General features: G+C 39.7%; 18 protein-coding genes. 11 read left to right on the plus strand and 7 right to left on the minus strand.

Annotated elements, in window-relative coordinates; genetic code table 11:
* Positions 1-29 precede the first annotated feature (29 nt).
* Positions 30-836, plus strand: coding sequence for a hypothetical protein (locus tag DCO56_RS12155; RefSeq protein WP_108634044.1), 807 nt, complete (start codon positions 30-32; stop codon positions 834-836).
* 498 nt (positions 837-1334) lie between these two features.
* Here DCO56_RS12155 and DCO56_RS12165 read toward each other — a convergent pair whose 3' ends face one another.
* From DCO56_RS12165 to DCO56_RS12180, 4 genes are all read right to left on the minus strand, one after another.
* On the minus strand, positions 1335-1757 hold the full coding sequence (locus DCO56_RS12165; protein ID WP_108634046.1) for a hypothetical protein: 423 nt from the start codon (positions 1755-1757) through the stop codon (positions 1335-1337).
* A 174-nt stretch (positions 1758-1931) separates the two neighbouring features.
* Positions 1932-2366, minus strand: coding sequence for a hypothetical protein (locus tag DCO56_RS12170; protein WP_108634047.1), 435 nt, complete (start codon positions 2364-2366; stop codon positions 1932-1934).
* 144 nt (positions 2367-2510) lie between these two features.
* Positions 2511-2693: an ATP-binding protein gene (locus DCO56_RS12175; protein WP_108634048.1), complete on the minus strand. Its 183-nt coding sequence runs from the start codon at positions 2691-2693 to the stop codon at positions 2511-2513.
* Positions 2666-3151 carry a hypothetical protein gene (locus DCO56_RS12180; protein ID WP_108634049.1) on the minus strand — a complete coding sequence of 162 codons (486 nt, stop codon included), beginning with the start codon at positions 3149-3151 and terminating at the stop codon, positions 2666-2668. The genes DCO56_RS12175 and DCO56_RS12180 overlap by 28 nt, the downstream gene beginning before the upstream one ends.
* 214 nt (positions 3152-3365) lie before the next feature.
* Between DCO56_RS12180 and DCO56_RS12185 the strand changes: the two genes are divergently transcribed.
* The 3 genes from DCO56_RS12185 (at position 3366) to DCO56_RS12195 (ending at position 6774) form a co-directional block, all read left to right on the plus strand.
* A complete protein-coding gene (locus DCO56_RS12185) occupies positions 3366-3959 on the plus strand; it encodes an SHOCT domain-containing protein (protein WP_108634050.1) in 594 nt (197 codons plus the stop codon).
* A gap of 123 nt (positions 3960-4082) precedes the next feature.
* Entirely contained in the window at positions 4083-4490 is a 408-nt protein-coding gene (locus tag DCO56_RS12190; protein WP_108634051.1) for a hypothetical protein, read from the plus strand.
* 289 nt (positions 4491-4779) lie between these two features.
* Entirely contained in the window at positions 4780-6774 is a 1995-nt protein-coding gene (locus DCO56_RS12195) for a glycosyl hydrolase family 28 protein (protein WP_108634052.1), read from the plus strand.
* 47 nt (positions 6775-6821) lie between these two features.
* Here DCO56_RS12195 and DCO56_RS12200 read toward each other — a convergent pair whose 3' ends face one another.
* Positions 6822-10760, minus strand: coding sequence for a hybrid sensor histidine kinase/response regulator transcription factor (locus DCO56_RS12200; RefSeq protein ID WP_181390532.1), 3939 nt, complete (start codon positions 10758-10760; stop codon positions 6822-6824).
* A 238-nt stretch (positions 10761-10998) separates the two neighbouring features.
* Here DCO56_RS12200 and DCO56_RS12205 point away from each other — a divergent pair, with 238 nt between their 5' ends.
* The 7 genes from DCO56_RS12205 to DCO56_RS12235 all read left to right on the plus strand — a co-directional run bounded on the left by DCO56_RS12205 (position 10999) and on the right by DCO56_RS12235 (position 20284).
* A complete protein-coding gene (locus DCO56_RS12205; protein WP_108634054.1) occupies positions 10999-14115 on the plus strand; it encodes a SusC/RagA family TonB-linked outer membrane protein in 3117 nt (1038 codons plus the stop codon).
* A 10-nt stretch (positions 14116-14125) separates the two neighbouring features.
* Positions 14126-15724, plus strand: a complete 1599-nt coding sequence (locus tag DCO56_RS12210; RefSeq protein WP_108634055.1) for a RagB/SusD family nutrient uptake outer membrane protein — start codon at positions 14126-14128, stop codon at positions 15722-15724.
* 28 nt (positions 15725-15752) lie between these two features.
* Complete coding sequence (locus tag DCO56_RS12215) at positions 15753-16832, plus strand: fibrobacter succinogenes major paralogous domain-containing protein (protein ID WP_181390533.1); 1080 nt, start codon at positions 15753-15755, stop codon at positions 16830-16832.
* Positions 16833-16848: 16 nt separating this feature from the next.
* Positions 16849-17283, plus strand: coding sequence for a hypothetical protein (locus DCO56_RS12220; protein ID WP_108634057.1), 435 nt, complete (start codon positions 16849-16851; stop codon positions 17281-17283).
* Positions 17284-17303: 20 nt separating this feature from the next.
* Complete coding sequence (locus tag DCO56_RS12225) at positions 17304-17939, plus strand: SGNH/GDSL hydrolase family protein (RefSeq protein ID WP_181390534.1); 636 nt, start codon at positions 17304-17306, stop codon at positions 17937-17939.
* An 18-nt stretch (positions 17940-17957) separates the two neighbouring features.
* On the plus strand, positions 17958-19709 hold the full coding sequence (locus tag DCO56_RS12230) for a right-handed parallel beta-helix repeat-containing protein (RefSeq protein ID WP_108634059.1): 1752 nt from the start codon (positions 17958-17960) through the stop codon (positions 19707-19709).
* 131 nt (positions 19710-19840) lie between these two features.
* Positions 19841-20284, plus strand: coding sequence for a GNAT family N-acetyltransferase (locus DCO56_RS12235; protein ID WP_108634532.1), 444 nt, complete (start codon positions 19841-19843; stop codon positions 20282-20284).
* A gap of 346 nt (positions 20285-20630) precedes the next feature.
* On the opposite strand, the gene DCO56_RS12240 is transcribed toward DCO56_RS12235, so the two are convergent.
* On the minus strand, positions 20631-21977 hold the full coding sequence (locus DCO56_RS12240; protein ID WP_108634060.1) for an SWIM zinc finger family protein: 1347 nt from the start codon (positions 21975-21977) through the stop codon (positions 20631-20633).
* Complete coding sequence (locus DCO56_RS12245; protein ID WP_146191045.1) at positions 21974-24640, minus strand: DUF6493 family protein; 2667 nt, start codon at positions 24638-24640, stop codon at positions 21974-21976. The genes DCO56_RS12240 and DCO56_RS12245 overlap by 4 nt, the downstream gene beginning before the upstream one ends.
* Positions 24641-24761 lie beyond the last annotated feature (121 nt).

Consider the following 24761-nt stretch of genomic DNA (forward strand, 5'->3'; position numbering starts at 1 on the left):
GCATAGTCCTTAATTCTAAATAAATTCTTATGAAATCAATTAGGAAATTTCTTGAATGGTCGTTGGCCGCGGCCTTTATCTTTGCCATCGTTTTCTGGGGCAACAGTTACCGTTATTTTATTTATGCGCTAGTATGCTCTTCCTTGCTTTATTTGCTTTTGCAAAAATTAATCCTTAGCAAAGTAGCTAACCGGTATGCCCGGGTGGAAGTCCGATGTGATGTGAATGGAAAACGCATGACAACGCAAGGTGGCAAGAGGATTGTGTTTGTTGTTCTGTTGGCAGCTGTTTATGCTTTGACAATTTCCGTTTTTTCTGTAAGTCCATCTTTGGAGCGCAAAGAGTTTGCATTGACTCATCCGAGCTGGGCTGCAACAGCACCCTATATCATAAACTTTGAAACTAAAATACATAGAGGAAAGACAAAATACACGTATGTAGATATCGAATACCGATATGCTGCCAATGGACAGCTGTACTCGCGGAAATTAGATAAGGCTGAAAAGCACTATGCATTTTTACCTATTATGAGCCAGCGACGTTTTGAAGAAATGCGGGCTGAACTGTTTGACAGAGTAAACAGAAAAATAGCTGATAAGGAATATGTATTGTTTTACCATCCACAAAATCCTGAGCAGCAAACGTTTTTTCTGGCAGATGATTCTTTTTATTTGGAAGGATCTATGCTCTACGATATATTGTTTTTCTATTCATCATTGTTCTTGATCATTGTAATTATAGCGTTGCTGTTTAGAAAAGACTATAATAATAGGATGAAGAAATTTAATTCGACCATTCATTATTACCGTCGCACACATTATTATGACAATAGATAAAGTTTGCATACCACAGGATTTATCTTAGAATATTTCTGCTGGTATTTGTTTGGCGGTTTCTGTTGAATGTAAGCAAAACTGCTGTAATAATTACGAATCATCATGTTTGGCAAGTCATCCTCCAGACAATAGATAATAATAAAATTGTCTTCAGATTTACGCATAATTATACGATTTGGAATAAGAATTTCCATGTATTTTATCAGAAAGTCAATCAAATTAACCCTTCTGCAGTTAAATCAAAATGGAGCGTTTGGACTATGTAGTATAGTTTTTTGCAAAATAGTTGGAGTTGGAAAAAAATAAAGCAGATCTATTTTTTTTATAAAATAATAGCTAGCAGCTATAAAACAATTGATTGAAATTAAAATGATGAGCAAGGTAATTGATACCCTGAAAATGATATGTTTTAAAATGCTTTTTTTGACCATATTATAAATTTTACTTAGATCCCATTACCTACTGTTATGTTTACGATGTATTGTTCAATAGTTTATGCTAATCAGATTTCAGTTTGGGTATTTCTTCTATATTTTTATAAGGTAATTTATAAATAGGATTAAAATAATTGTAATATCTCCAAAAAGCAAAAGGATTCATCGGAAATAATCGGTATAACGTAGTATCATTAGAATTTACATTGCCCTTTTTCAAATACTCATGCCAACGTTCCTCTATCCCTTCGAAGTTTTCAGCACTAGTCGCTCTTATATAGAAGTCACCGGAGCTATTTGCGAATTTGTAATGGTATGTATCTATGAGCCAATCAAAAAGAGGTCTCAATGGATTCAAATTAAATACTACAATTATTAGAAGTACAGGGATTAGATATTTTATTATTTTTTTCATATTAATTACATCCTGTGTTGGATTGAACTTTAACGGATTTATTGTTGCACCAGCGACTCCAGCAAAATCCATAGTAGTTTTTATTGAATGGATCTTTATTACTCTTTCCAAATAGATGAATCGCAGTAATAGCGATGGCAGAAGTCAATAGTCTAAGAACTAAAGTTTTAATGAAGACATAACTCATCGTCGTTGGCGTTCCCAGTGAATTCAGCTATTTGGATTGCATTGCCATAGTTGTAATTACTATTCATAGGTGAAAAATCTACTCATTACCTGTTTTTGAGGATAGATCTCGATTATTACACTATCGCCTAATAAGCCTAATTTATCAATAAAGAATCCAGTCGATATTGACGGGCTGCTCACAAAAATATCATAACTACTTCTTTTTAGTTTTATAGAAAATTTGCCTTTTCTATCGCAATAAGCTGTCTTATCCTTCTCATATATAGATTGACCTGCGCTTCTAAAGTTCACAGATACTACTTGAGTGATATCATTCGGTTGAATTACACGTCCTGAAACAGTAACAGAATCTTTTTTATAATATTCTTCTGCCTCCTTAAAGGTAGTTGTATACCAGAATGTGTAGCTTGCTCCATAACTATAAATTTTGCTTTTTGTTGCGCAAGCAGTAAACAGTAATGATACCAGAATTACACTTATTATATTTTTCATTTTATTTACATCTAAGTGATAATTTATTCCCTACCGGATACATGTGTAAATGGCAATTAAGAATACAGCATAATTGGCAACTTGGCTTGCAGCACTTTTGGCACTAATAAATACACAATCCAGTTCAAAAGTATGCTATAAAATTTACTTGTCCAAGAACGTTTTTCTATTCTCCATTCTATAGCTCTCTCCTGTTAGATTTATGATTTCACAGCGGAACAATATCCGGTCTAAAAGTGCCGTTGCAATAACCTCGTCTTCGAGCATCTTGGCCCATTCTGTCGGCTTCTTATTGGCGGTTACGATAATGGAAGTCGATTCATAGATCTGGTTGAAGAAGTGGTCATGTTATAAAAGCCAAAGTCTACCTGGGCTTGGTTACCATAGGGAAGTTCGGGGGGCATCTGAAAATCACGGCCGGTGGTTTCTTTGGGAATATTGTACTCCATGCGGATACCCTGTACCAAGTTAAAAACAGTCCTGGCGCTGACCTGAGGGAAGTTGGAATCATACTCTTTGAGCCAGTCACACATCTTGGCTGCCGAGGTGTAGTTGTACAGCTCCAGTTTTTCCCTTACGAAATCACGGTAGGGATCCAGTAACTTTTTCTTGGAAGAGGGGGCTTCCAGTTCTTTTTGGTAACTTCGGTCATCTTTGGACAGAAGCTTTTTTACGGTGCGCCAGTTCAGACCGAGATGATAGGAGATCCTGCGGATCGAATTGCCTTCCCGGTGCATTCTGTGAACCTCATGATAGGTCATAAATTTACTTAAATAATAGTTCATAATAACTTTGTCTTTATACTAAAACAAAGCTTGTTTTTTCTTTTGGAACTCCGTGTTCCAAAAGATGAACTATGTATTTATTAGTGCCATTTTTGCTGCACTCTTATTTGCCAAAAGTTGTGTATTCTGATTTGCCGATTACATACGGTTTCCCGTATAATTTCATCCTAAATCAGCTTTACCTTTGTCAAAGGTTATTGTAGACACATAGACAATGGATATATTTTTGGGATGGATTATCTTTTCGTTAGCAGTAGGTGCTATCGGTGCCAATAGGAATATAGGTTTTGCAGGAGCATTCTTTCTTTCATTATTCCTATCTCCGGTTATTGGACTCATATTCACACTGGTATCTAAATCAGACGATCAGGTTAAATTTGAAACAGAATTACTATCCAATACGAAAAAGCAAACTGACAGGGTCTTAGAAGCAAGAGGCAAGTCCTTTACAGATGAATTATTTAAACTTAAGAGTTTGCTCGACTCAGACCTGATTACCCGGGAGGAATTTGAAATGGAGAAGGAAAACTTAAGAAGTAACTTATCACAAAAGAAGACCGTGTTATCACTTTATTGTTCGTCCACCTCCAGCATTTCTGGAAGATTGATGGTCCGGGTAGGAGACAAAGGAAACTTTATAGATTTGCCACAGGGACGGGATAATGCCTTAGATTTCGATGTACATGCAGGCGAGGTTAAAGTGGTAATCAGCCCGACTGGAATTTTTGCCAGCGAAAAAAAAGTCTATCTAAAAACGGTGATGAATGAAAGCATTCTATATGATATATCTGAAATTTATATGCAGTAGAGAGACATTTAATTATTACATCTGGATTATCACAAGTAATGTTTGACTTTGAAACTAGCTTTCCAATTTGGCAAATTGCGTATATTTAAGAGTTATCTGAAATTGTTATAAATCAGTTGCTAAATGGAACAAATAGAATTTTCGAAATTAATACTTAAGTTTCTGGAAGGAAATTATCCACAGTTTACTCAGACAATAAAATTTCATGATGACGGATCTTTTGATTGTGAATTGAAAAGTGAATCCGGAATATTTTCAATTTGGATTGCAACATATAATACTGAAATCACTATTGGAATTGAAGATCCAAATGGAAAAACAGATATTCATAATCATATTCCATGTTATGGGTTAGATGATTTAGGAGCTTGCGTCGCAGAATTATCTTCAATCATTGAGGATATTAAAGCTGATAATTTAGTTTTATATCAAGATGAGGATGGAAAATATGATTGGATAGAATCATTTGAATCTGAAAACCTTGTTAACTGTAAAAAGTTTTCCTGGAAGATTAATCCCGACGTCACATAATAGCAGTTTTTCCTTCCACCGAGACTGTAACGCAAACTGTAACAGAAAAATAATTCAATGAGATTATTTGATACTAATTGCATGAAATTTTTAAATCGAAGCCTCCGTCCATAACGCTATAAAAATTTAATCAAAAATTAGTGGAGGTCAGATTTTTTGGGAGACGTCAATCTAATATCACTATTAAAGTTTATAGTGCTACACTTTTGTTCAATAATTGATCAGTTGGTGTCAATTTTTCGCAGAGATTCCTATCTTAACCTAACAATTAACCACTTATAGATCAACTATGAAATTATTTATTTTGCCATTTGTATGGCTATGTTTTGTCGCATGCGACAAAATAACACCTTCAAAAGAAGAAGCTGCGTTGTTGAAATCAGAAAACCACAGCACGCGCGCCAGTTTAAGTACAGCAGTAACAACCTATCCTTTGCCCAGCAGTCTGCCAAATCAGTATAGATCCGCGGCCTATACAGTCAGCGCGGGCGGGAATGCAATCGGCCTCTATCATGCTGGAAATAACAGTTGGGGAAATAGTGTAAGTTATGGTTACTTCGATTTCAGCGGCACAGTTTCGGTATCAATCACTCCCTCCAGCGGCTTTAGTACATTCAAATTAGTTCCTGCGTCATTAGGCATCACAGGGGTGAGATCCGGCAACACAATTACTTTCACCCTCTCTCAGCCGACCAATATATCACTGGTATTGGACAACAACTACCAGGGAAAGGTGCTGCATTTATTTGCACAGGAGCTGGAAAGTAATATTCCATCTACCACCGACCCGAATGTACTGTATTATGCTCCGGGATATTACGATCTGAGCTCGCAGCCACCGTTGACCTTGAGTTCCGGAAAAACATTATATATCGCCGGCGGAGCAGTTATTAGAGGAAGAGTAAAAATAGATAATGCATCAAATGTGACAATAAGGGGTAGGGGCATTCTGCTTAACGATTACAACAGTCCGACAGATGATATTGCCCTAGCATTAGGGACAGTAAGTAACTCAACTGTGAAAGATATCATTGTCAATCGAAACATCGGAAGCTGGACTGCTGCCATGCATAATTGTTCATTCGTCAACGTATCAAATTATAAGGCTGTCAGCCCATATTTTGCCAGTTCCGATGGGTTCAATATCAATAGCAGCCACGATATTACTTTTGATAAATCCTTTATCCATTCTGCTGATGATGCAGTTGCCATCAAAGGAATGTCGGATCAAATTCCGGCCAATTCCCTACCTGTATACAATATTATCTATAAAAATGCGCAATTGTGGGCTGACGCAAATAATACAATCGGTATCGGTGCGGAGACACGTGCGGCCTATTTTCAGAACATTAAGTTTCAAAACATCGATATTTTATACAATTACGACGACAAAAATCATCCAGATGTGCTTCCTGATCGCTCCGCCATCAATATTTTTGCCCTACATGGCACCTATTTTAATGATATAACCTTTGAAGACATCCGTGTGGAAAAAGCAAAACGATTAATAAATGTACAGATGGATGAAACATTTTATTTCGGTTCATTGACAGGAAACTGGAGCTGGCCCGGAGCAATGACAAACATTCTCTATAAGAATATTACATCTACCTCCGGAGGCAGCAACGAAGTTAAGCTGGTTGGCTGGAATGATAGCCATCGCATCGAAGGAGTAACCTTCGAGAATGTGAAGATAAATGGCAATTATATAAAGGATTTTAAGGATAGTCATCTGACGCTGAATCAGTATGCAAATGCGGTCAAGATCATCAGTCCATCGGGTACAGTTAATAGTGATGTATATAATGCATCGACCGATTTTTCCACTGCACAGGGAACACGCAGATGGTATTATAAATACTGGCAAGCTGGTATAGGTACAAGTTTGATGAGCTGGAATCCGGACGGATCCAATCATTGGCGCGGTTCGGGTAGCTATGACGCCATATGGAATGGTGGCGGTAACATCTATATTCATCCCGATAATAGCCAGCCGATACTCGCATGGAATGCGCCAAAATCTGGTACCGTAAAAATTACTGGTCTGGTTCGTAAAAATGATACCGGGGGCGGGGATGGCGTCAACGTGAGTATTTGGAAAAATAATGCAATGATCTGGCCATCCGGCAGCTGGCAAACGATTGTTTACAACAATACCACTGGATTTTGGCATGATATCAATGTGCCTGTCACTTTTGGAGACGAATTATCCTTCCGTGTGGACCAACGTTCCAATTCGGGCTGGGATACTACATATTGGAATCCAGAAATTGCTTATCAATAAGCATTTGTGCTATCCATTTCAATCCTTGGTATTGAAATGGATAGTGATTATTTAGCCTTTCTATATTGGCTTGGCGTTATACCGAAGAAATCTTTAAATTGTTTGCTGAAATAGTTTGCATTGGAATAGCCTAACTTATATGCAATTTCAGAAATGCTAAAAGATGGGTCTTTTAATAAGGTTTTAGCATAATCAAGTTTGACTTTAATAATGAAATCAGTAGGAGTGAGATCTGTTATTTTTTTCAGCATTAGATACAATTGGGTTCTGCTAATGCGCATTTCTTGCGCTAGTTGATGGACTGAAAAATTATTCTCCGCGATGTTTCTAACGATAATCTCCTGAACTTTTAAAATAAAAGTTTCCTCCTGTGAGTTTGCTTCTTCTTTAATTCGTAAAGGCTCCGCCTGACTGTAGTAATGGCGTAGCGTAGCTTTATTTTTTAATAAACTACCCATTTTAGCCAGTAGCTCCTGCGTGCTGAAGGGTTTATTGATATAGCCATTTGCGGCTAATTCATAACTTTTGATTTTATTGGCAATCGTATCATAAGAAGTCATTAGGATAATCGGGATGTGTTTGGTCTTCGGGTTACTTTTCAAATGCTTGCATAATTCATATCCATCCATGATAGGCATCATAATATCGCTGATCACCATGTCGATCGGATTATTTCGAATGTATTCTAAAGCTTCTTGTCCATTGTGAGCGATGATGACATGGTAGGATTCCAGTAATTTATTTTTAAATAGTTCTGCCAGATCAGTATGATCTTCTACCAGAAGAATTTTATGCGTATTGCCTTCCGACGGAACATCAAATCTTATTTGGCTGTTATCAGTGTAAATCACGTCGTCTATGAGTTCCATTGTTGCATGTAATTCGAGATCTGGGTCATCCGGAAGCTCGGACGCAAAATTATCCACCGGTATAGTTAGTGTAAATTGTGTTCCATCTTCAATACTGCTATTCACATCAATTTGTGCGTTTATACGTTTGGTGAGTCCTATGACCAACGCTAGACCAATACCGTTATTATCGTAATAATCGCCCGTAGACTTTTGTCTGAAATAAGGTTCAAATATTTTTTCAATCTGTTCTTGTGGTATATAGCTACCCGTGTTACTTACATGAATAACAACTTCATTGCTGCCTGTGGAAGCAGCCAATACCAGTAGTATCCGACCACCCACCTCACAGTTTTTAAACGCATTGCTCAGCAAGTTGCTGATTATTTTTTCCAGTTTGTCAAAGTCGAGGTCGACATTTACTTCCGTCAATGGGTGATCAAATCGATATTCAATATGTTTACGATCAAATAAAGGAGCAAACATCGAAAAGATATTTTGACAAAATGAGACCAGGTCTCCATTCATGGTATTTAATGGCATATTGCTGCTTTCAATCTCCCTAAATTCCATCAATTGACTTATCAGGAACGTGAGCCGTTTAATATTCTTTTGGGAGATTTCATATTCCTTGATGTTTTCAATCTTATTATTTGAGAAAAGATCTTCCTGTATCGCCATAATAATGGCTAATGGAGTCTTAAGTTCATGGGACATGTAGGTGAAAAAATCAAGCTTACTTTTATTCAGTTCCTCTAATTTAGACTTTTCTACTTCAGCCAGTTTTATCTTCAAGATTTTCAAATGTCGTCTTTTTAAGAACTTTCTAAATAGGATGAGCGCCACAATCACCAATGCCCCATATACGCAGAGCATAATATTGCTCAGCAGGAAATGGGGTTTGATTTTGATCAGCAATTTTTTTGTCGCAATGATATTATTGTTCAGATCAACTAACTTAATATGTAGTTCGTAATTTTTTGATTTCAAGGAAGTAAAAGTTATTGTTCCTGAAGCTTTCGAAAGTTCATACCAACGCTTATCAATGTCTTTTAAAGTATAAAATATGCGATAGTTTTCGCGGCTTTGCGGATCGAAATTTACTTGGTTCACCTCAATCGAAATCATATTTTGATCATAAGGCAGCACGATCTCATTCGTGTGATCAATACCTTTTTCAAAATACTTTTTGTTTCTGAGTTGGCTGATATTAAATATTTTAAAATCAGAAAAGTAGAGTAAGGGTTTATGTGCAGGAAGAGGATCAAGCTGTGGCGCCTTAAAAAAACATATTCCATCAACAGATCCAAAATATAAGGTATCATTGTAATAATAGGCGGAACGCTCGTTAAACCAAGACGTGTTTAACCCCCAGCTGACATTGAAATTCTTAATGGACCGGTCGGTATCAATACAGTATAAACCATTTGTTGTTGATAGCCAATACCGCTTGGAATTGTCTTTCTTGATGCCATGTATTTGAATATTTATTTTTCCTCGACCGGGATAAGGCAGTAGATGACCATTGCTATCAATAAAATAAAGATAGTTTTGCTTTGTTCCCAAAAGAACATTTTCTCCATCAAGGAGCATGGAGAGGAATTGTACCCTATTTCCCTTATCAAGTTCTTTCTTATATATTTTAGTTGTCTTTTTGCTCCAGTCATAACATATGATCTCATCGAGGCAGCAAATCCATATTAAATTATTGTTTACCGCGATATCATTGATCGTCGAGGTCGTTTTAATTAGGGTTGTAAAATTATCTTTATGGCGATCATATATGCTTACAAAACCATCTGTCCCCACAAGTAGATAATCCTGGTTGAAGTTTCGGATGGAGAATATTCTATTATTTGGCAGGGATGATGCTTTGTTCTTATCATATTGGTAATGCTTGATTTTGTTGCCCTGATCAGCTAGGCAGTACAGACCGTTTGATTCTGACCCAGCCCAAATATTGCCCTGAGCATCTCCTTCCAGTGATATGATATTATCACTGATGTTGCTATTTTTCTGATTGAACCTTTTTATTATCTGCGATTGCCCATTGTATACATTTATCCCGATGGCGTTGGTTGCCACCCAAAGCTGTTTTTTAGACGACATGAGTATATTGTTTATCACAATCCCACGGGCTCTTTCCGGATTGGTGACATGTAAAAAATCTAGCCAAGAGTCATTTTTTGAAAGACAGAATGCTCCATTAAAATAAGTCCCCAATATCATGTCATCGAGCTTACTTTTGTAGATCGCACAGACAGTTGAATTAAGCTCATTGTCAAAGTTCTCTATTAACATCCGATACTCTGTATACTGGTTGATATAGTCAAATACGGCCACGCCTTTGTTATGTCCTATCCAAAGTCTGCCCTCTGCATCTTCGGCAATACTGCATACATTTTGGATCTGTGTGGGCTGCGGTAGCTGTGCCTTAAATTTATTTTGAATAGGATCGAAGCGCAGGATACCATGCCTTTTGGTTCCTACCCAGGTCAGATTTTTACTATCACAGTACAGAGAGGTAATCAGCACATCCCTGTCATAGCTTTCCGCGAAATTAAAACTGGCTAAAACATTCCCTTTTTTGTCACATTTGGCAACGGTGGTGAAAGTAGCTCCCCATAGGTTACCTTGATTATCTACCTGAATCCTATTAAAGTATACATTGTTATTGAGCACAGTAATCTTTTGTTCAGCCCATTTATATAACGTATTGTTGCATAGTATTACAACGCCATCTATCGTCAAGGCCAAGGCTTTCGACGTATTATGCAATTCGGTTTTGATCAATAGCCTATATTTGTTGGTGCTGAAATCATATCCATATATGCCATTATCCGCAGCAATGATCATTTGCTGTTTGAATGATTTAATTTCGATGATTTTACCCGGTTGAAAGATTGAGTCGCTAATGGACTTTGGATTGTCCATGACGTGGGCGCCATCATATAGGTTAATGCCATCACTCGTTCCGATCCAGATACGTCCTATGGGGTCTTCAGCGATTGCGGTTACCCGATTTGAGAGAAGGCCATTTTCTTGTGTGAGCTTATTATATTTTCTGATATGCTGTGCCTCCAGTGATAGACAGGTAAACAGTAGATAACAAAATATGAAAAACGTTTTTTGAGTCATTTTCTTTAGGCTTTGCTTATTCATCAAATAAACAACTATATATAGATTATTAAATATAATATCGTTTATTTAATTGTAATATCGTTCAGCTTCTTAAAAAAAAATGATGAAAAATTAAATTCATCCATATTTAAACCATATTATCTTTTTTAGTTAGAATAACTCCTTATTTTCGGGACGAAGTTGCAGATCACCTTGTTCTGCGGCACATGTAACCAATTACCAAATTTAGGAAGAGATGAACCGAAAAAAGTTAAACCATAATGTGCTCTATTTTCTCGTTGTTTTTCTATTAGAGCCACCTGCCGTTCATGCGGCGTGGAGAGCGAAAGCAATTTCTGTGGATCGCTATTGCGAACAGGAAATCCGCAGCGGACGTGTCATGGACCAGCAGGGAGCTCCACTTGCTGGTGCTAATATTAAGATAACGGGAACGCAGATAGGTACCAAGACCGATAGTGAGGGACGGTTTAGTATCAACGTTGGTTCTGGACAGAGCCTGCAAGTTTCATTTTTGGGTTATAAACAGACTGTTGTCCAGGTCGAATCTGGGATGGGCGAACTGATGATCAAACTTGAGCAGGACAGTTTTGGACTGCAGGATGTTGTTGTCGTAGGATTTGGAAAGCAAAAGAAAGTAAATCTCACGGGAGCAGTTACCTCCGTTTCCATGACTGATATAGAAAGCCGTCCCATTACCAACGCTTCCATGGCGTTAGCTGGAAAAGTGGCCGGACTACAGGTTACGCAAAATTCAGGACAGCCCGGTGCTGACGGCGGCACCCTAACGATCCGTGGTATCGGTACATTGAACAATGCGTCGCCCTTAGTCGTCATAGATGGGTTTGAAGCAGCAATTAACGATGTAGATCCCAAAGATATCGCCTCCATATCCGTACTAAAAGACGCTGCATCGGCATCGATATATGGCAATAAAGCCGCTAATGGTGTTATTTTGATTACGACAAAAAGAGGGCAGGAAGGAAAACTGAAAATAAAATATGATGGATATGCCGCAGTTCAACAAGTTACGCGGTATCCAGAATTGTTGAATTCCTATGATTATCTAACGCTACTGAATGAAGCGAAAATAAATTCAGGTTTCCAGCCGCAGTATGATGATGAATACATAAGCCATTATAAAGAGATCAAGGATCCAGTACGCTATAGGGATTACAATTGGGCAGATTTTTATTTTAAGCCTGCATTACAGCAAAACCATTATTTGCAGCTTAGTGGCGGTAAGGAAAATATTGTTTATGCCATTTCCGCAGGATACCTCAGTCAAAAAGGTATTGTTGAGGGTACGAATTATGATAGATATAATTTCCGATTCAATACCCAGCATTCATTTTTAAACAATAAAGCACATTTGGGCCTTACTGTCTCGGGATATATCGGTAAGTCAAAGGACCTGATCGAAGGGGCTGGGGCGACGATTGCCCGAATTACCCAAATGGCACCATTTGTCGTTCCAAAGATAGAAGGGTACGGATGGACAGACTGGTTCTATAGCGATGCGATTAAAGAAGCAGGAGGAGGGCAGACCTTCGACAATAGCAATTTGAATACAATCGCCAATTTGACCATTAATCTAACACCGCGGCTGACTTTTGAAAGTGCGCTGAGCTATGTGACCAACAACGACCGGCAGCTATCCTATGCGCCAAATGTAGATCTATTTCTGGTTACTAGGGCAGCCGACGGAACCAGCATCATTGGAAAAAACAATTCCAGAGAATCTTCCATCAGCAAAAGCTCAAATAAATATGGTACTATTTCCAGCTGGGCAAACCTTAGTTATGCCTATGACTTAGCAAAAGATCATCATTTTAAAGCGCTGGCAGGTTTTCAGCAATTTCAATGGAAAGGCAATTATTTCCAGACATCAATCAAGCGGCTGTCCGCCAATTTGCCTTACTTTAGTGTGGGTGACCCCTCCTCTGCCAAAAATAGTGATTGGGGAAGCAAGGAAACCTCCATAGGTTTTTTTGGCAGGTTGAATTACGACTATAAGGGTAAATATCTATTTGAGGGCAACTTGCGGTACGATGGCGCCTCGAAATTTGCGCGAGGCCACAAATGGGGTACATTTCCTTCTTTTTCTGCCGGATGGCGCCTATCTCAAGAACGTTTTTTCAAGGGACTTACTTTTGTTCAGGATCTAAAGATAAGGGGATCTTGGGGGATCCTGGGCAACCAAAATATCGGCAACCCCTATGCTGGTGCTGATATATTAGCGTTAGGAGGAAGGCAGAACAACTATATTTTTAACAATCTCGACAACGTAGGCGCAGCCGTTTCGGTGATCGCCAATAAGGGGCTTACTTGGGAACAGACGACACAGACTAATATCGGTCTTGACCTACAGATCTTCAAGGATTTTAACATAACAGCAGATTATTATATTAAGAATACAAGCGGTATTCTGCTACAGTTACCTATTTCCAGCACTTTTGGTTTTACAGATGTTCCCTTCCAGAATGCAGGAAAAATGCGCAACAAAGGACTGGAGCTGGCATTGGGATACCATAAAAAAGTCAATGAATGGCTCTTCAAGGCAAATGTTGCTGTAGCCCACAATCGAAATCGTGTGACTGACCTGAAGGGAATGAGCCCGATCATTTACGATGGCGCTATATTAAAAGAAGGCGTAGAGTCCACTTCGTTATTTGGATACGATACCGAAGGTATATACCAGAGTGAAGGGGAGATACAACAGCATCTCCGTACTTTCGATGGAGATGGACACTCCCTATTAAATTCTTACGCAGGCCTGCGGGCCCAACCCGGAGATGTCAGGTTGAAGGATCAGAATGGTGACCGGATTATCAATGATAAGGATAAGGTCGTATTGGGACATACCGCTCCTGATTATGTGTTTTCTGCGGACCTGAATGTTCAATACAAGGGATTTGAGCTGCGCGCTCTTCTGGAGGGCACATCTGGTGGCAAAGGATGGAGTGCAGGGCAGTTGGTTACACCATTCTTTAATGGCGGATATAATGGCGCCAGCTGGCTTATAGATAGATGGACGCCTGAACGGCCCAATAATACCTATCAGCGTGTCTATTTTGACAATCAGCGCAGCAATCTAAAGTCTAGTTATTTCGTAGAAGACCTCTCATACCTTCGGGTCAAGAATCTCGAACTGAGTTATAACCTCGCTGACCAACTACTTCGTAGGCTCTCTATCCAAGGATGCAGAGTTTTTATCAGCGGACAAAATTTGCTGACGTTGACAAAGTATAAAGGCTTTGACCCAGAAGCTTCGGGCAATCCCAGAGAGGGGACAAGAATTGGAAACTATCCGCAAGTGAAAACCTACACCGTTGGCGTGAATTTGACATTCTAAACTAATCGACATGAACTCAAAACTATTGCTTTATACATTTATTATTTCAGGAATGCTATCCGCTTCCTGCCAAAGTTATCTGGATACGGTTCCCGAAGACAAAGTAACCCCTGAAAGCTTTCTGACAGGAGTAGAGCAAGCTAACACGCTATTAAACGGAGTATACAATCAATTGTACTATGACAGTCCTGATAAGATGGTTCCTTATGTCTACGACAATATGAGTGATAATTCCTTCAATTCGCATTCTTGGGATCCAGCGCCACAATTTGCATCCGGTACACAGACGGGTGACAGTGATTTTACCTTGGTCAAATGGAAATATAACTTTAGAGGCATCTCACGTGCAAATTCATTGCTCAAAGGGCTCGCTGGCGCAGATGCGATCGCTAATTCGGACAAGGCTAAAATAAGTGCTGAAGCGCGTTTTTTAAGGGCGTACTATTATTTTGATCTAGTCTGTTTTTATGGCGAGGTACCCATTTTGGACGAACAGACCGTTTTAAACAATCCCGAACGGGGCAAATTGGATGCGGTACTATCGTTTATAAACAACGATCTTGATTATGCGATAGATCAGCTTCCGGTCGCATTAGGAGGAGAGCGTGCATCCAAAGGTGCAGCTTTGATGTTGAAACTTCGGGTGGCCGAATGGATGAATAAGCCCGAGCTTGTCATTTCCCTGGCCCAGCAGATACAAAAACTCGGTTATCAGCTGTATCCGAATTATTTTGAGCTTTTTCAGCCAGCGGGTATTGAGCAAAAAGATAACCCCGAGATTATCTTTAAAATAAACTACGCCAAAGATCTGCAGAGCAGCGAAGTCTCTAAAATTTTTGGGAATTGGAACAACTTTACGCCGACTCTCCAGATGGTTGATAGTTATTATACTACGAATGGATATCCAATCCGTGACATCCGTACCACCGATGGTGCATATATTGCAGGCGACCCTAGTTATAATAAAGACCGCCCTTTTGACAATCGTGATCCGCGGTTGCAGCTATCCATCGTTGTTCCCGGTTCCGAGTTTAGATTAGATGGCCAAGGTTGGTATCAGGCACATTACATACCTGCCAACTGGGATGTTGCCACATCTTTTACTGTCCGTAAATTTGTTGATCCCTATCTCAAGACACTGACCAATGAAACCACAGACCGAATTGTGATGCGTTATGCAGAAGTGTTGCTTGCCTGGGCAGAGGCGGAAAACCAGCTCCATGGCCCTTCTGCTCAAGTTTACGAACTGCTCGATAGAGTAAGATCACGTGTCGGGATGGTGAAAGTTTCAAAGGCCATGCCTAATATTTCCCAGGCCGTTATGACAGAGGTAATTCGCAATGAGAGACGTGTAGAGTTTTTTGCGGAGGGGAGACGATGGTTTGATATCCGACGTTGGAAAATAGCTGAAGCCGTTATGGTCGATGCATTAGGTTATGATAAATCCAAGCTTTCCTGGTACTCGGATGGCAACATTACAACCTACTGGCAGTATATTCCTATTGTCGTTGACCGCAGGTCTTTTAATCCCAACAGGGATTATTTGTGGCCGATACCCAATGAAGAACTAAATGCTAACCCGAACATTAAACAGAACTCAGGATATTAATCATTCAAATATTGTAAAACTGAAACGAATGAAGACACAATATATCTATTTTTTCATACTCCTATTATTTATGTCCTGTACAGAAAAAATCGAGTATGTTAACCCTACTTGGGTACAACAGCTATTACCAGTGAATAGCACGCAAATTAAAATTGATTATTTTGACAATGAGACCGTGCAGGAGTTTAGCTGGGTACAGCGGGAGGGAGCTACCTACACCTTAATTCTGGGCATTGACGAGAATTTTGGCAATCCAATTCGATATGAAGTGGGAGCAAAAGCCAGCTATAAAATTCCCAATCAAGAATTTTTGGATGATCTGAAAAAACTAAATCCAGCGTTTAAAAATTCAGGCCGATTTTTTTGGAAGCTAGAACAGCGAAATCAAGGAAAAGTCGAAAGCGTATGGCGCTATTTTGATGCTTTGGTTTCAGTATCCAGCTTTGTCGACCCTCGGGATCAAGAACATTACAAGGCATTGCAATTTGTCTTGCCCGGAGGCAAACTTGTTACCATGATGTCTGAGAATCTCAGGGCAACAGTATATTCGGATGGCACCAAGTTACCGCTACCTCGAAAACTAGCACCAGATGACAGTCCAGCTGCCGTTCGGAATATTGCAGGTGGATTTTATTCATGGGGCACAGTGGTCCGTGATGAAGCCATCGCAAGGGAGAAAACCCTGGCTGGCGAAAATATTCAGGGCATTTGTCCCGATGGCTGGCATGTTCCTGCGTTTGCAGAGTGGAAAGAAGTCATCAATTACCTCGGACCAAACTCAGGCAATAAAGTCAAAAACCCACAGTTCTGGATTCAAAATGGGTCGATTACCGATGAGGTCAAATTCAATATTGTGCCCTCGGGATTTTATTGGAATGAAGGACTTTCATTTCTCACAGATCCGGGAACAATGTGTGGATTCTGGACCTCGTCACCAGCCTTAAAAGGATATCAATATTCCTGGGAAACACTTTCAGCGGACCGTACTGGTGAGGCGTCAGCTGTCATTATTTACAACGATCCCGGTAATCCAGATATCAATACACAATCGAGGAGCAGCGCAGGTGGAGGCAACTTTCACTATAATGTACGTTGTATTATGAACTAAATTTAAGATAGCCATTATGAACTATAAAATATATATCAGTTTCGTTTTCATTAGCGTAAATCTGTTTTTCTCCTGTAAAAGCGACAATGAATTTTATGAGGTCGGCTTTCAGCCGACTATATTGCTCAAACCGGTGGCAGATTCACTGGTTATATTGGATAAGAATAATCCAAGTATGTTGGTCGAATTCGAGTATTTTTCAAAAAGACCCTATATAGATTACAACCTTCTTCTTGCTGTAGACCCCACGTTGACCACTGAAAGAAAAGTGATATCTGCCGGAGTAGGAGAGAAATACTTTCTGACCCATTTTGTTCTGGACTCACTGATGAATACCATGCATTTCAAGCCTGGTGAGCAAGCAGCCATTTACTGGAAAGTAGAAGCTAAAAATTCCGAATTCAGTACGACCGATGAGATTCGCCGTCTGAAAGTACAACGGTTTAAATAATGATTAACAATAGTGAAAAAATGACAACTATCAACAGAAAGTATATCCGACAGATACTTATATTATTCGCAAGCTCAGTTTTACTGACGGGGGTCTTAACAGGTTTTAAATGGATTTCCGAACAGGACGACGACAAAGTACAGATTGTCATGTTTGGGGATTCGATCACCAAAGGTGGTGATTGGATAGCATTATTAGGAAGGGGAGACGTCAAAACCAGCGGCTTCCCGGGGTTTACCACCTCACATCTTGTCTGGCTATTAAAGGAAAACGTCATTGATCTGAAGCCCCGTGTATGTTTTCTCGAGGGCGGTATCAATGACATAGGCGTAGGGATCCCTTTGGATCGAACCAAGAGCAATTACCGTACACTCATCGATGGACTGCTGGAACATCAGATTATTCCCGTCGTCCAGTCGATCCTCTATCAGCGGGATAATCCAGAGAGCAAGATCCAGGTAGATAGCATGAACAGCTATTTGAAAGCCTATTGTCAGAGCAAGGGAGTTTACTATTTGGATATAAACGCCAAGCTTAGTTCTTCTACAGGTCTCAAAGCGCAATACACGATCGATGGCACCCATATCAACCAGGATGCCTATGAGATTTGGGCAGCGGAAATCAAGAACCTTTTAGATTCCAGATTAAAGTATTGAGCTCATTAGACGTTTTTTATGATACGATTAACCCTTTTCAAGCTCGGAATGCTGGTTCAATTACTATTAGGTTGGACAGCTTTAAGCGCAAACATCATCAACGTAACCGAGTTTGGAGTGATACCAGATGATGGGCAAGACGACCGTCAGGCTTTACAGTTGATTTTGGATTCCCTCAAAGACGGAGATAAGGTATATTTTCCGTCAGGTACCTATTCATTTTCATCGGCTTTGAGACTCTCCGGTAAGATTGGTATTGAGATCTATGGTAGCATTGGTACGAATACGTCCACACTTATGGCTACCGGATTTGATCCTTTCAGTTCCAAGGTTAGCTGGACGAGTTTATTGGAGGTCCGAGACTGTAAAGACCTTGTCATACGCGACCTTTTTATTGACGTTGATAAGCCCGTCAGTATCAATGGTACGATCGCCGATATAGGCAACAGTTTTGAAGGAAATTTCTATATACTCGACCTTTTACCTGAATTTGCTGAGTACGCAAGCCGTTTAGCCGATCTCAAGATCATGCATCAGCTCAGCTATGATGCAGATGGAACACCCAATTATCATATTTCCACCCATTTTGAACTTGCGAATGGAAACTATCCCCGTATAGAAAAGCTAGGCACACTACGTTTGAAAATCTATAATGATCATGCTAATAAGCTCACTAGAGGTGAACATATCAATCTGAGACTAAAAATTACGGGAAATCCCTGTTTTAGTTTTTTAGGTGTCAATACATTAACAATACGAGATATTACCATCTGGCAATGGCCTGCTTTTGCGATGTACGTATCAGACCTAGCAGACAGTCGTCATCGATCCAGCGATATGACACTACAACGTATTCAGATGAAACCAAAGCCCACATCTGGGCGTTTAATGTCCATTAGCGCAGATGGCATACATGTAGCCTCTATGTCGGGTACGTTTAAGGCCGAACGCTGTGAATTTGTTGGATTGGGCGATGATGCCATTAATATACACAGTCGTTTGTGCACTATCGGCAAGATCAGTGCTGACTCGGTTTTATTGATCAATGGTTGGACGAAAGCTCCCGTCGAAGATGATTGGGCCTTCAAGGATGATATTATCGAATTTTTGGATGGCAAGACGGGCCTGCCAAAGGGCAAGTCAAAGGTGAGATTTCGTGACAAGGGACATTATCAATTACAATCAATTCCAAAGAATATCTGTGTAGGCGATTTCGCTGCAAAAGACACACGTACACCATCGACCATTATACGGGATTGTATGGTTTCAAACAGTCGTGCCCGAGGATTTGTGGTCCAGTCCAATAAAGTTGTTGTTAGCAATAATAAGATATGGAATATTTCGGGACCAGCTATATTATTGTCCTGCGATATGGATCGTTGGTTTGAAGCAACGACGGTGAAGAAGGCATTAATAACGGGTAACAGGATAAATAACTGTGGCAAATACCTCAGGTGGGGTGATACCCTGACAGGTTATGGCGCCATAGCCGTTAAGACAGGGCATGAGATAGGAGGGATTGATAAGCCCGCTGGTGTACATCGTAATATAACCATTCGAGCAAATACGATCAGCGACTGTGCAAATTCAGCAATCTTTGTATCTTCGACTGATGGTGTTAAAATATCAAAGAATCGAATCGAGAATAGCAGCCATGGTTCCAGTATTCCATATTACGGAAATTATGCTATTTACCTAAAAAATTGTGTCAATGATCAGGTTTTTGACAATAGCTTTAATCAGGTAAAGAAATTATTAGGAAAGGATTGACCTATAATAACACTGCGAATGTGGTTTATTTAAAGAAAGGATATGCGCCAGTTGGGAAGTTTATTTTCGAAAGGGAAAATTCTATTGCTATGAGAAGGCTATTGAAAGGAGTTAACAAAGAATCTAAAATTATGAATTTAAGGGAAGCTAAAGTAGAAGATATACCGCAAATACAGGTAGTAAGAAATGCTGTAAAAGAAAATACACTATCAGACCCTAGTCTGGTAACGAATCAGGACTGTGAAGATTTTATTACAAAGCGGGGCAAGGGTTGGGTATTTGAAATTGATAACAGCATAATTGGTTTTTCAATTGTCGACCTTATCGATAATAATATCTGGGCCTTATTTGTACATCCTGACTATGAGAAGAATGGAATAGGGAAACAGCTGCATGATATCATGATTGACTGGTACTTCTCAAAAACAAAAGAAACAATCTGGTTGGGGACAGCACCCGGAACAAGAGCAGAAGCATTCTATAGAAAAGCAGGATGGACGGAGATAGGCATACATGGCATGGGAGAAATTAAATTTGAAATGCTGTTTGAAAAATGGCTGGCTATTCGAGTATAATTAATTTGGGTATTGAAGAGCTTTCAAAACGGCCACCATGCGGTTATAATATTGCTGAAACAAAAACAGCCTAGCGAATTAAAAATAAGAATCGAGCAGCAGGCTTCGCAGAAATTGGAAGAGGCCGGGTTGAATGTTTCGGAGATTCGTGAGCGCGCGATCTCGAATTTTAGCTAGGGGAGGAACTTATCTGTTATAGCTGGGGTAGAGATCAGTAGGTAGGTCCAATCATTTTTCTCGTTATTCACAAGTCCGTTAATGAGGCCTTTATGCAAAATGAGAAAGCATAGATAGCTTAATAATTTCTAGTTGAACCTGACTTTTACCATGAACAAAGACAAGTAGACTATTCACTCAGCTTCATCTTTACCGCCATGATATGTTTGCAGAGCCCTCTATTCGTCCTGTTATTCGTAAACCAGGTACAGGTACATTGCAGATCATTACCTCTACCGACGACAATATAACTCAGGTCAGCACTGCCTTTCACTTCAGCCCTAATACCATTTTTGTCATTCTGCAGGAGTCGCACAGCATCTCCATCAAACAACTTAATTGCATTTTGCAACCTTGGATTAAAGCGTTTTAAGCGTGAAAGCTTAAAGGGAAGCTTTCTGTAAAAATAATTGTTGTTTAATAAATCGTAACCCAATAATCCCATACTGGAAAGTGAGGCCTGCATAGTTTCCATTGTCCCCAGCTGAATGTCATGTTCTATTGAAACTAGCGTGGGTTGAAAAACCTCATTGGTTTTAAAATAATTATTGATGCCCAAAAGCCATTCTTCTGGCAGTTGAACCAGTAGGTTTTCGATATGCTTACTTTCACCGGAAAATCCCCGGTATACCCCATCCGAAAGTAAAAACAGCATTTGTATGTCCTTGAAGTCAAGTATTACCGCTGTACTTTGCTGATCTTCGTGTTTATAGAAGGAAATACTGTCTATATGCACCAATAGGTTTTCAAGTAGATTGAGCCTGTGAACACCACCTATCTTTAAACTATTGGGTTTGGCAACGGCGGAAAAAGTATAGCTGCTCCCAGATCTAAATAAAAAGTACTCGGGCTTAACCGCTGTTTTAGGTATGGCTTTAAAGAGTTGCAAGGCTTCAATTTTGTTCAATTTAAAAGCAAGCTCCATTTGCGCTAAGTAGACCTGGACATTTCCTAATCCTTTAATCCAGCGATCAGGCAAACTCACTTTTTTCTCGGTACTCTCCGTGCGCGCAGTAATGACCTTCAGCTCATTGGCACCTACGCCAACGATCAACTTATCTGTCCGGCCGACGGTATTGAAAGCCCGGATCGTCAGATCGTTAAAGTCAACATTGGTACAGCCCGATTGAATAAACTCTCCGTCAATTCCTGTTTGCTGTACGTCAATGCGCGCGTAAACACTGTTACAGGATGAAAAAGCTTCAAAATGAAGCTGACCATTACCGACAGAAACGATCGGATCCCGCATATTGATGCGCTGATCTGGGCTAATCGCAAAATGGGAGCGTACTGTTTTACCGAGTGTACTTAAACATTTTGAAGCGACAAATGAATTGATAATGTTGCCATGAAAGAAGCAAGGAACCTGATTGTCCTGCTCAACTTCAGAACAATGCGCTAGGATAAACGATTTATCCCGCCCTTCCATAGCGATCGTAGAAGTATGTTGATACTGATATTCAAAGTCTACATTCATTTGCGTTTTACTTTACTTAAAAATGCCTGATTTGCTTCCTTATTAAGTTGGGCCGAAACCTCTACATAATAAGTGACTAATTTCTTGCTGTTTATAGGGAGCCGCTCACCATCAAGGTGTTCTAGGGTCTTTTCTAAGCATAATAACTGGAACTCTTTGACCTGCTGTGAAACAAAAGGACGATCTAAATATTCTATAAACCTATTAACAGGTGCATATCCGCCGGCAATTAGTTTGCCGATAGCATGAGCAAGGTAAGAAAGATCCCTTTTTCTATCTATCAGTGAAAACTGAATATATTCTGCGGCAAGATCCCTCGAAATTTTCTTTTCAAACAATAAACAAACAGCAATATATAGCCATCCGCTACCATGTATCTCAAGGCGTTGATCCATCAAAAACTGCATTGGGTAGAGGCAGTGTTCCATTTTCCTTACTTCATTTCCCGAAGCTGTATCTGGGATATACCGACATAGCAGCGGACCAATGTATTGTGGAGTTAAACTGAGTTGAAAAGCAATGGCCTCCCGAAATGCCGTTGAAAAAGGCGCTGTATTATAAAAGAGTGGGGGATAATATTTGGTTTCTTCCCTTTTAAACCAACTATAATTCCAATTATGTTCCAGCAACATCCTGTGCCAGGTTGAGTATTCGTTTTTGTCAATGATAATTTCGAATGAAATCTCAAATGGGGTAGCGACAGCCGGATAATTTTTGGCCGCTGTATTTTCAAATTCCGGAAATATATGATCCAGCTGTTTGATCCGTGTTACCTGCGTCCAGAGTGCCAATACATCCGCTGTGGGTTTAACCTCGTCTGTAGCTCCTAAATAGTATTGTATTGCTGCAGCATAATTGCCCTTTAAGGTCTTCACAAGGCGAATGGTCTCTTCATCTGTTTGTTTATATAACAGTCTATTACAGGCCACGATCAGATCTTCCATTTCAATAGCTACCTTTTTTTGCTCATACGCGAGCAGGCGTTTTACCAGTACTTTAGGGTGCAGATAAAATGGGCGGTGACTCGGCGTGGACAGAAATGGCAAGCTGTTGTTACTTTTGAGCTTTTGCTGCATCCAATCCAGCTTGTGCTGTGTAAAGGGAATGCTGTCATTTTCATCGCTTGATTTTTCCAGATTATCATCGCCAATCCAATAATGCATAAAATTAGCGAAAAAGCCCATGTAGTCAATATCCCAAAACCGGCTGAACAGCTGCTTGCAATAGGGTTTTAATTGTTTTTTGTAGTCTTTAGGGATATCGTTCTGCAACTGATTCAGCCCTTCGAGGAAGAGGTCGAAATCTAAGGCAGACTTCGTTCTGATGAAATCACCGATCTGAAATAACAGAGCATCCCAGGTCGAAGGAATCGTGACCTGTTCGAGTTGTTCTGCCTCCTCTTCAAAAGCGGCGTCCGCTTTGTGGGGAGTCGCATGCGCTAAGCCGAGAATTTCGAGGGTCTTGAGTTTTAAATTACTATGGTGCGGTTCAACGAGATCTTTCAGTATTTCCGGGTCAGCCTGTCCCACTAAAAGTTGGGCGCCTTTTTCCTGTACTTTTGAATCAGTCTGGAGTAGCAGCATGGATAGCTCTGTGGAAATGTCAAGCGTGCTATATTCTTCTTTTTTCAGAATGTGATCGAGGATATCCAAGCACAGCAGCAGTGATTTTTCTATTTTCTCCTTTGGGAAAATAGTACTCACATGATCAATAAATCCATTTTCATCAAAACCATCCATTTTATAGATTGTCTTGATCTGTTTGACCGAAAAATTTATAAGGCTGGTATTACCGGTATTTAGTAGCGAAAACAAGAGCTGTTGCTGCTGCAGATAATCATATTGTGTGGTATTAAACAAGCTCAACAGTCGGATATGCCAATCTAAGTGTGGTTTCTTCCAGTTGTTGAGCAGCGATTCCATTAAACAGGGAATAATAGCACGGTCAAATACATAACCCTTCTCCTGCATGATCTGTATAACTTCCGTCCAATATTCAGTCACCTTTTTACACACAAATCCCTCACGGGCTTTCCATTTAGAAATGTCGAGCACAGGAATCTCATATTTGTGGAATCGAAGAAACACCTTGTCGATGGCATCCGGATTTGTCAATAAAAAATCAGCTTCCTCTTCCGTATCTCTGTCAAACATTGTTAGCGTAAACAAACGAGTAACAAAATAGCTTTCATCAAAAGCGATCCAACCTTGTTCGTAAAATGCCCATAGTACCTTGAAATCAATACCGCGGAATCGGTCCTTTTGTGATGCCTTAACTATTTTACCTAGATAGTCGGACGGGAATAGCTGATAAAAAGCCAGTAAGGGTTCTACACCAATAGCAGGATTGTTTAGGTAGGAGGTTAACGGGCTCCAACGCCATTCTCCTTTTAAGTATTCAATCTTTGCGATGTCCTCGAATTGGCGGGTACAGGCGATAAGTGCAAAATTTAGCGTGGCATAAACCCGTTTACGGTTCTCATAAAAATCAAGTCGAGCCATTACATCTAAGCTATGGCCATCCTTTTCTAAAATATCGCGATCAATATCCAACGAATGCAAGTATTGTATAGTTGCTGCACGTTCATCGGGATTCAGCACTTTACATTGATTTAGCACTTCTACCCAATTTTTGTCTTTGATATACTTTTTGAGTTTATTCATACGGTTAATTAAATATTCAAAAATATCATAAATCTGATGCGCTCCTATAAAAAATATTTTTTTCTTTGTGATAACTATAAGCATAACCTGTAAGCATTTTATACTCAATGCTGTCAAACTA

Source organism: Sphingobacterium athyrii (genome assembly GCF_003071065.1).
GTDB lineage: Bacteria > Bacteroidota > Bacteroidia > Sphingobacteriales > Sphingobacteriaceae > Sphingobacterium > Sphingobacterium athyrii.

Coding starts and splice junctions, on each gene's coding strand:
- DCO56_RS12155 (WP_108634044.1), top strand. CDS start 30: ATGAAATCAATTAGGAAATTTCTTGAATGGTCGTTGGCCGCGGCCTTT.
- DCO56_RS12165 (WP_108634046.1), bottom strand. CDS start 1,757: ATGGATTTTGCTGGAGTCGCTGGTGCAACAATAAATCCGTTAAAGTTC.
- DCO56_RS12170 (WP_108634047.1), bottom strand. CDS start 2,366: ATGAAAAATATAATAAGTGTAATTCTGGTATCATTACTGTTTACTGCT.
- DCO56_RS12180 (WP_108634049.1), bottom strand. CDS start 3,151: ATGAACTATTATTTAAGTAAATTTATGACCTATCATGAGGTTCACAGA.
- DCO56_RS12185 (WP_108634050.1), top strand. CDS start 3,366: ATGGATATATTTTTGGGATGGATTATCTTTTCGTTAGCAGTAGGTGCT.
- DCO56_RS12190 (WP_108634051.1), top strand. CDS start 4,083: ATGGAACAAATAGAATTTTCGAAATTAATACTTAAGTTTCTGGAAGGA.
- DCO56_RS12195 (WP_108634052.1), top strand. CDS start 4,780: ATGAAATTATTTATTTTGCCATTTGTATGGCTATGTTTTGTCGCATGC.
- DCO56_RS12200 (WP_181390532.1), bottom strand. CDS start 10,760: ATGACTCAAAAAACGTTTTTCATATTTTGTTATCTACTGTTTACCTGT.
- DCO56_RS12205 (WP_108634054.1), top strand. CDS start 10,999: ATGAACCGAAAAAAGTTAAACCATAATGTGCTCTATTTTCTCGTTGTT.
- DCO56_RS12210 (WP_108634055.1), top strand. CDS start 14,126: ATGAACTCAAAACTATTGCTTTATACATTTATTATTTCAGGAATGCTA.
- DCO56_RS12215 (WP_181390533.1), top strand. CDS start 15,753: ATGAAGACACAATATATCTATTTTTTCATACTCCTATTATTTATGTCC.
- DCO56_RS12220 (WP_108634057.1), top strand. CDS start 16,849: ATGAACTATAAAATATATATCAGTTTCGTTTTCATTAGCGTAAATCTG.
- DCO56_RS12225 (WP_181390534.1), top strand. CDS start 17,304: ATGACAACTATCAACAGAAAGTATATCCGACAGATACTTATATTATTC.
- DCO56_RS12230 (WP_108634059.1), top strand. CDS start 17,958: ATGATACGATTAACCCTTTTCAAGCTCGGAATGCTGGTTCAATTACTA.
- DCO56_RS12235 (WP_108634532.1), top strand. CDS start 19,841: ATGAATTTAAGGGAAGCTAAAGTAGAAGATATACCGCAAATACAGGTA.
- DCO56_RS12240 (WP_108634060.1), bottom strand. CDS start 21,977: ATGAATGTAGACTTTGAATATCAGTATCAACATACTTCTACGATCGCT.
- DCO56_RS12245 (WP_146191045.1), bottom strand. CDS start 24,640: ATGAATAAACTCAAAAAGTATATCAAAGACAAAAATTGGGTAGAAGTG.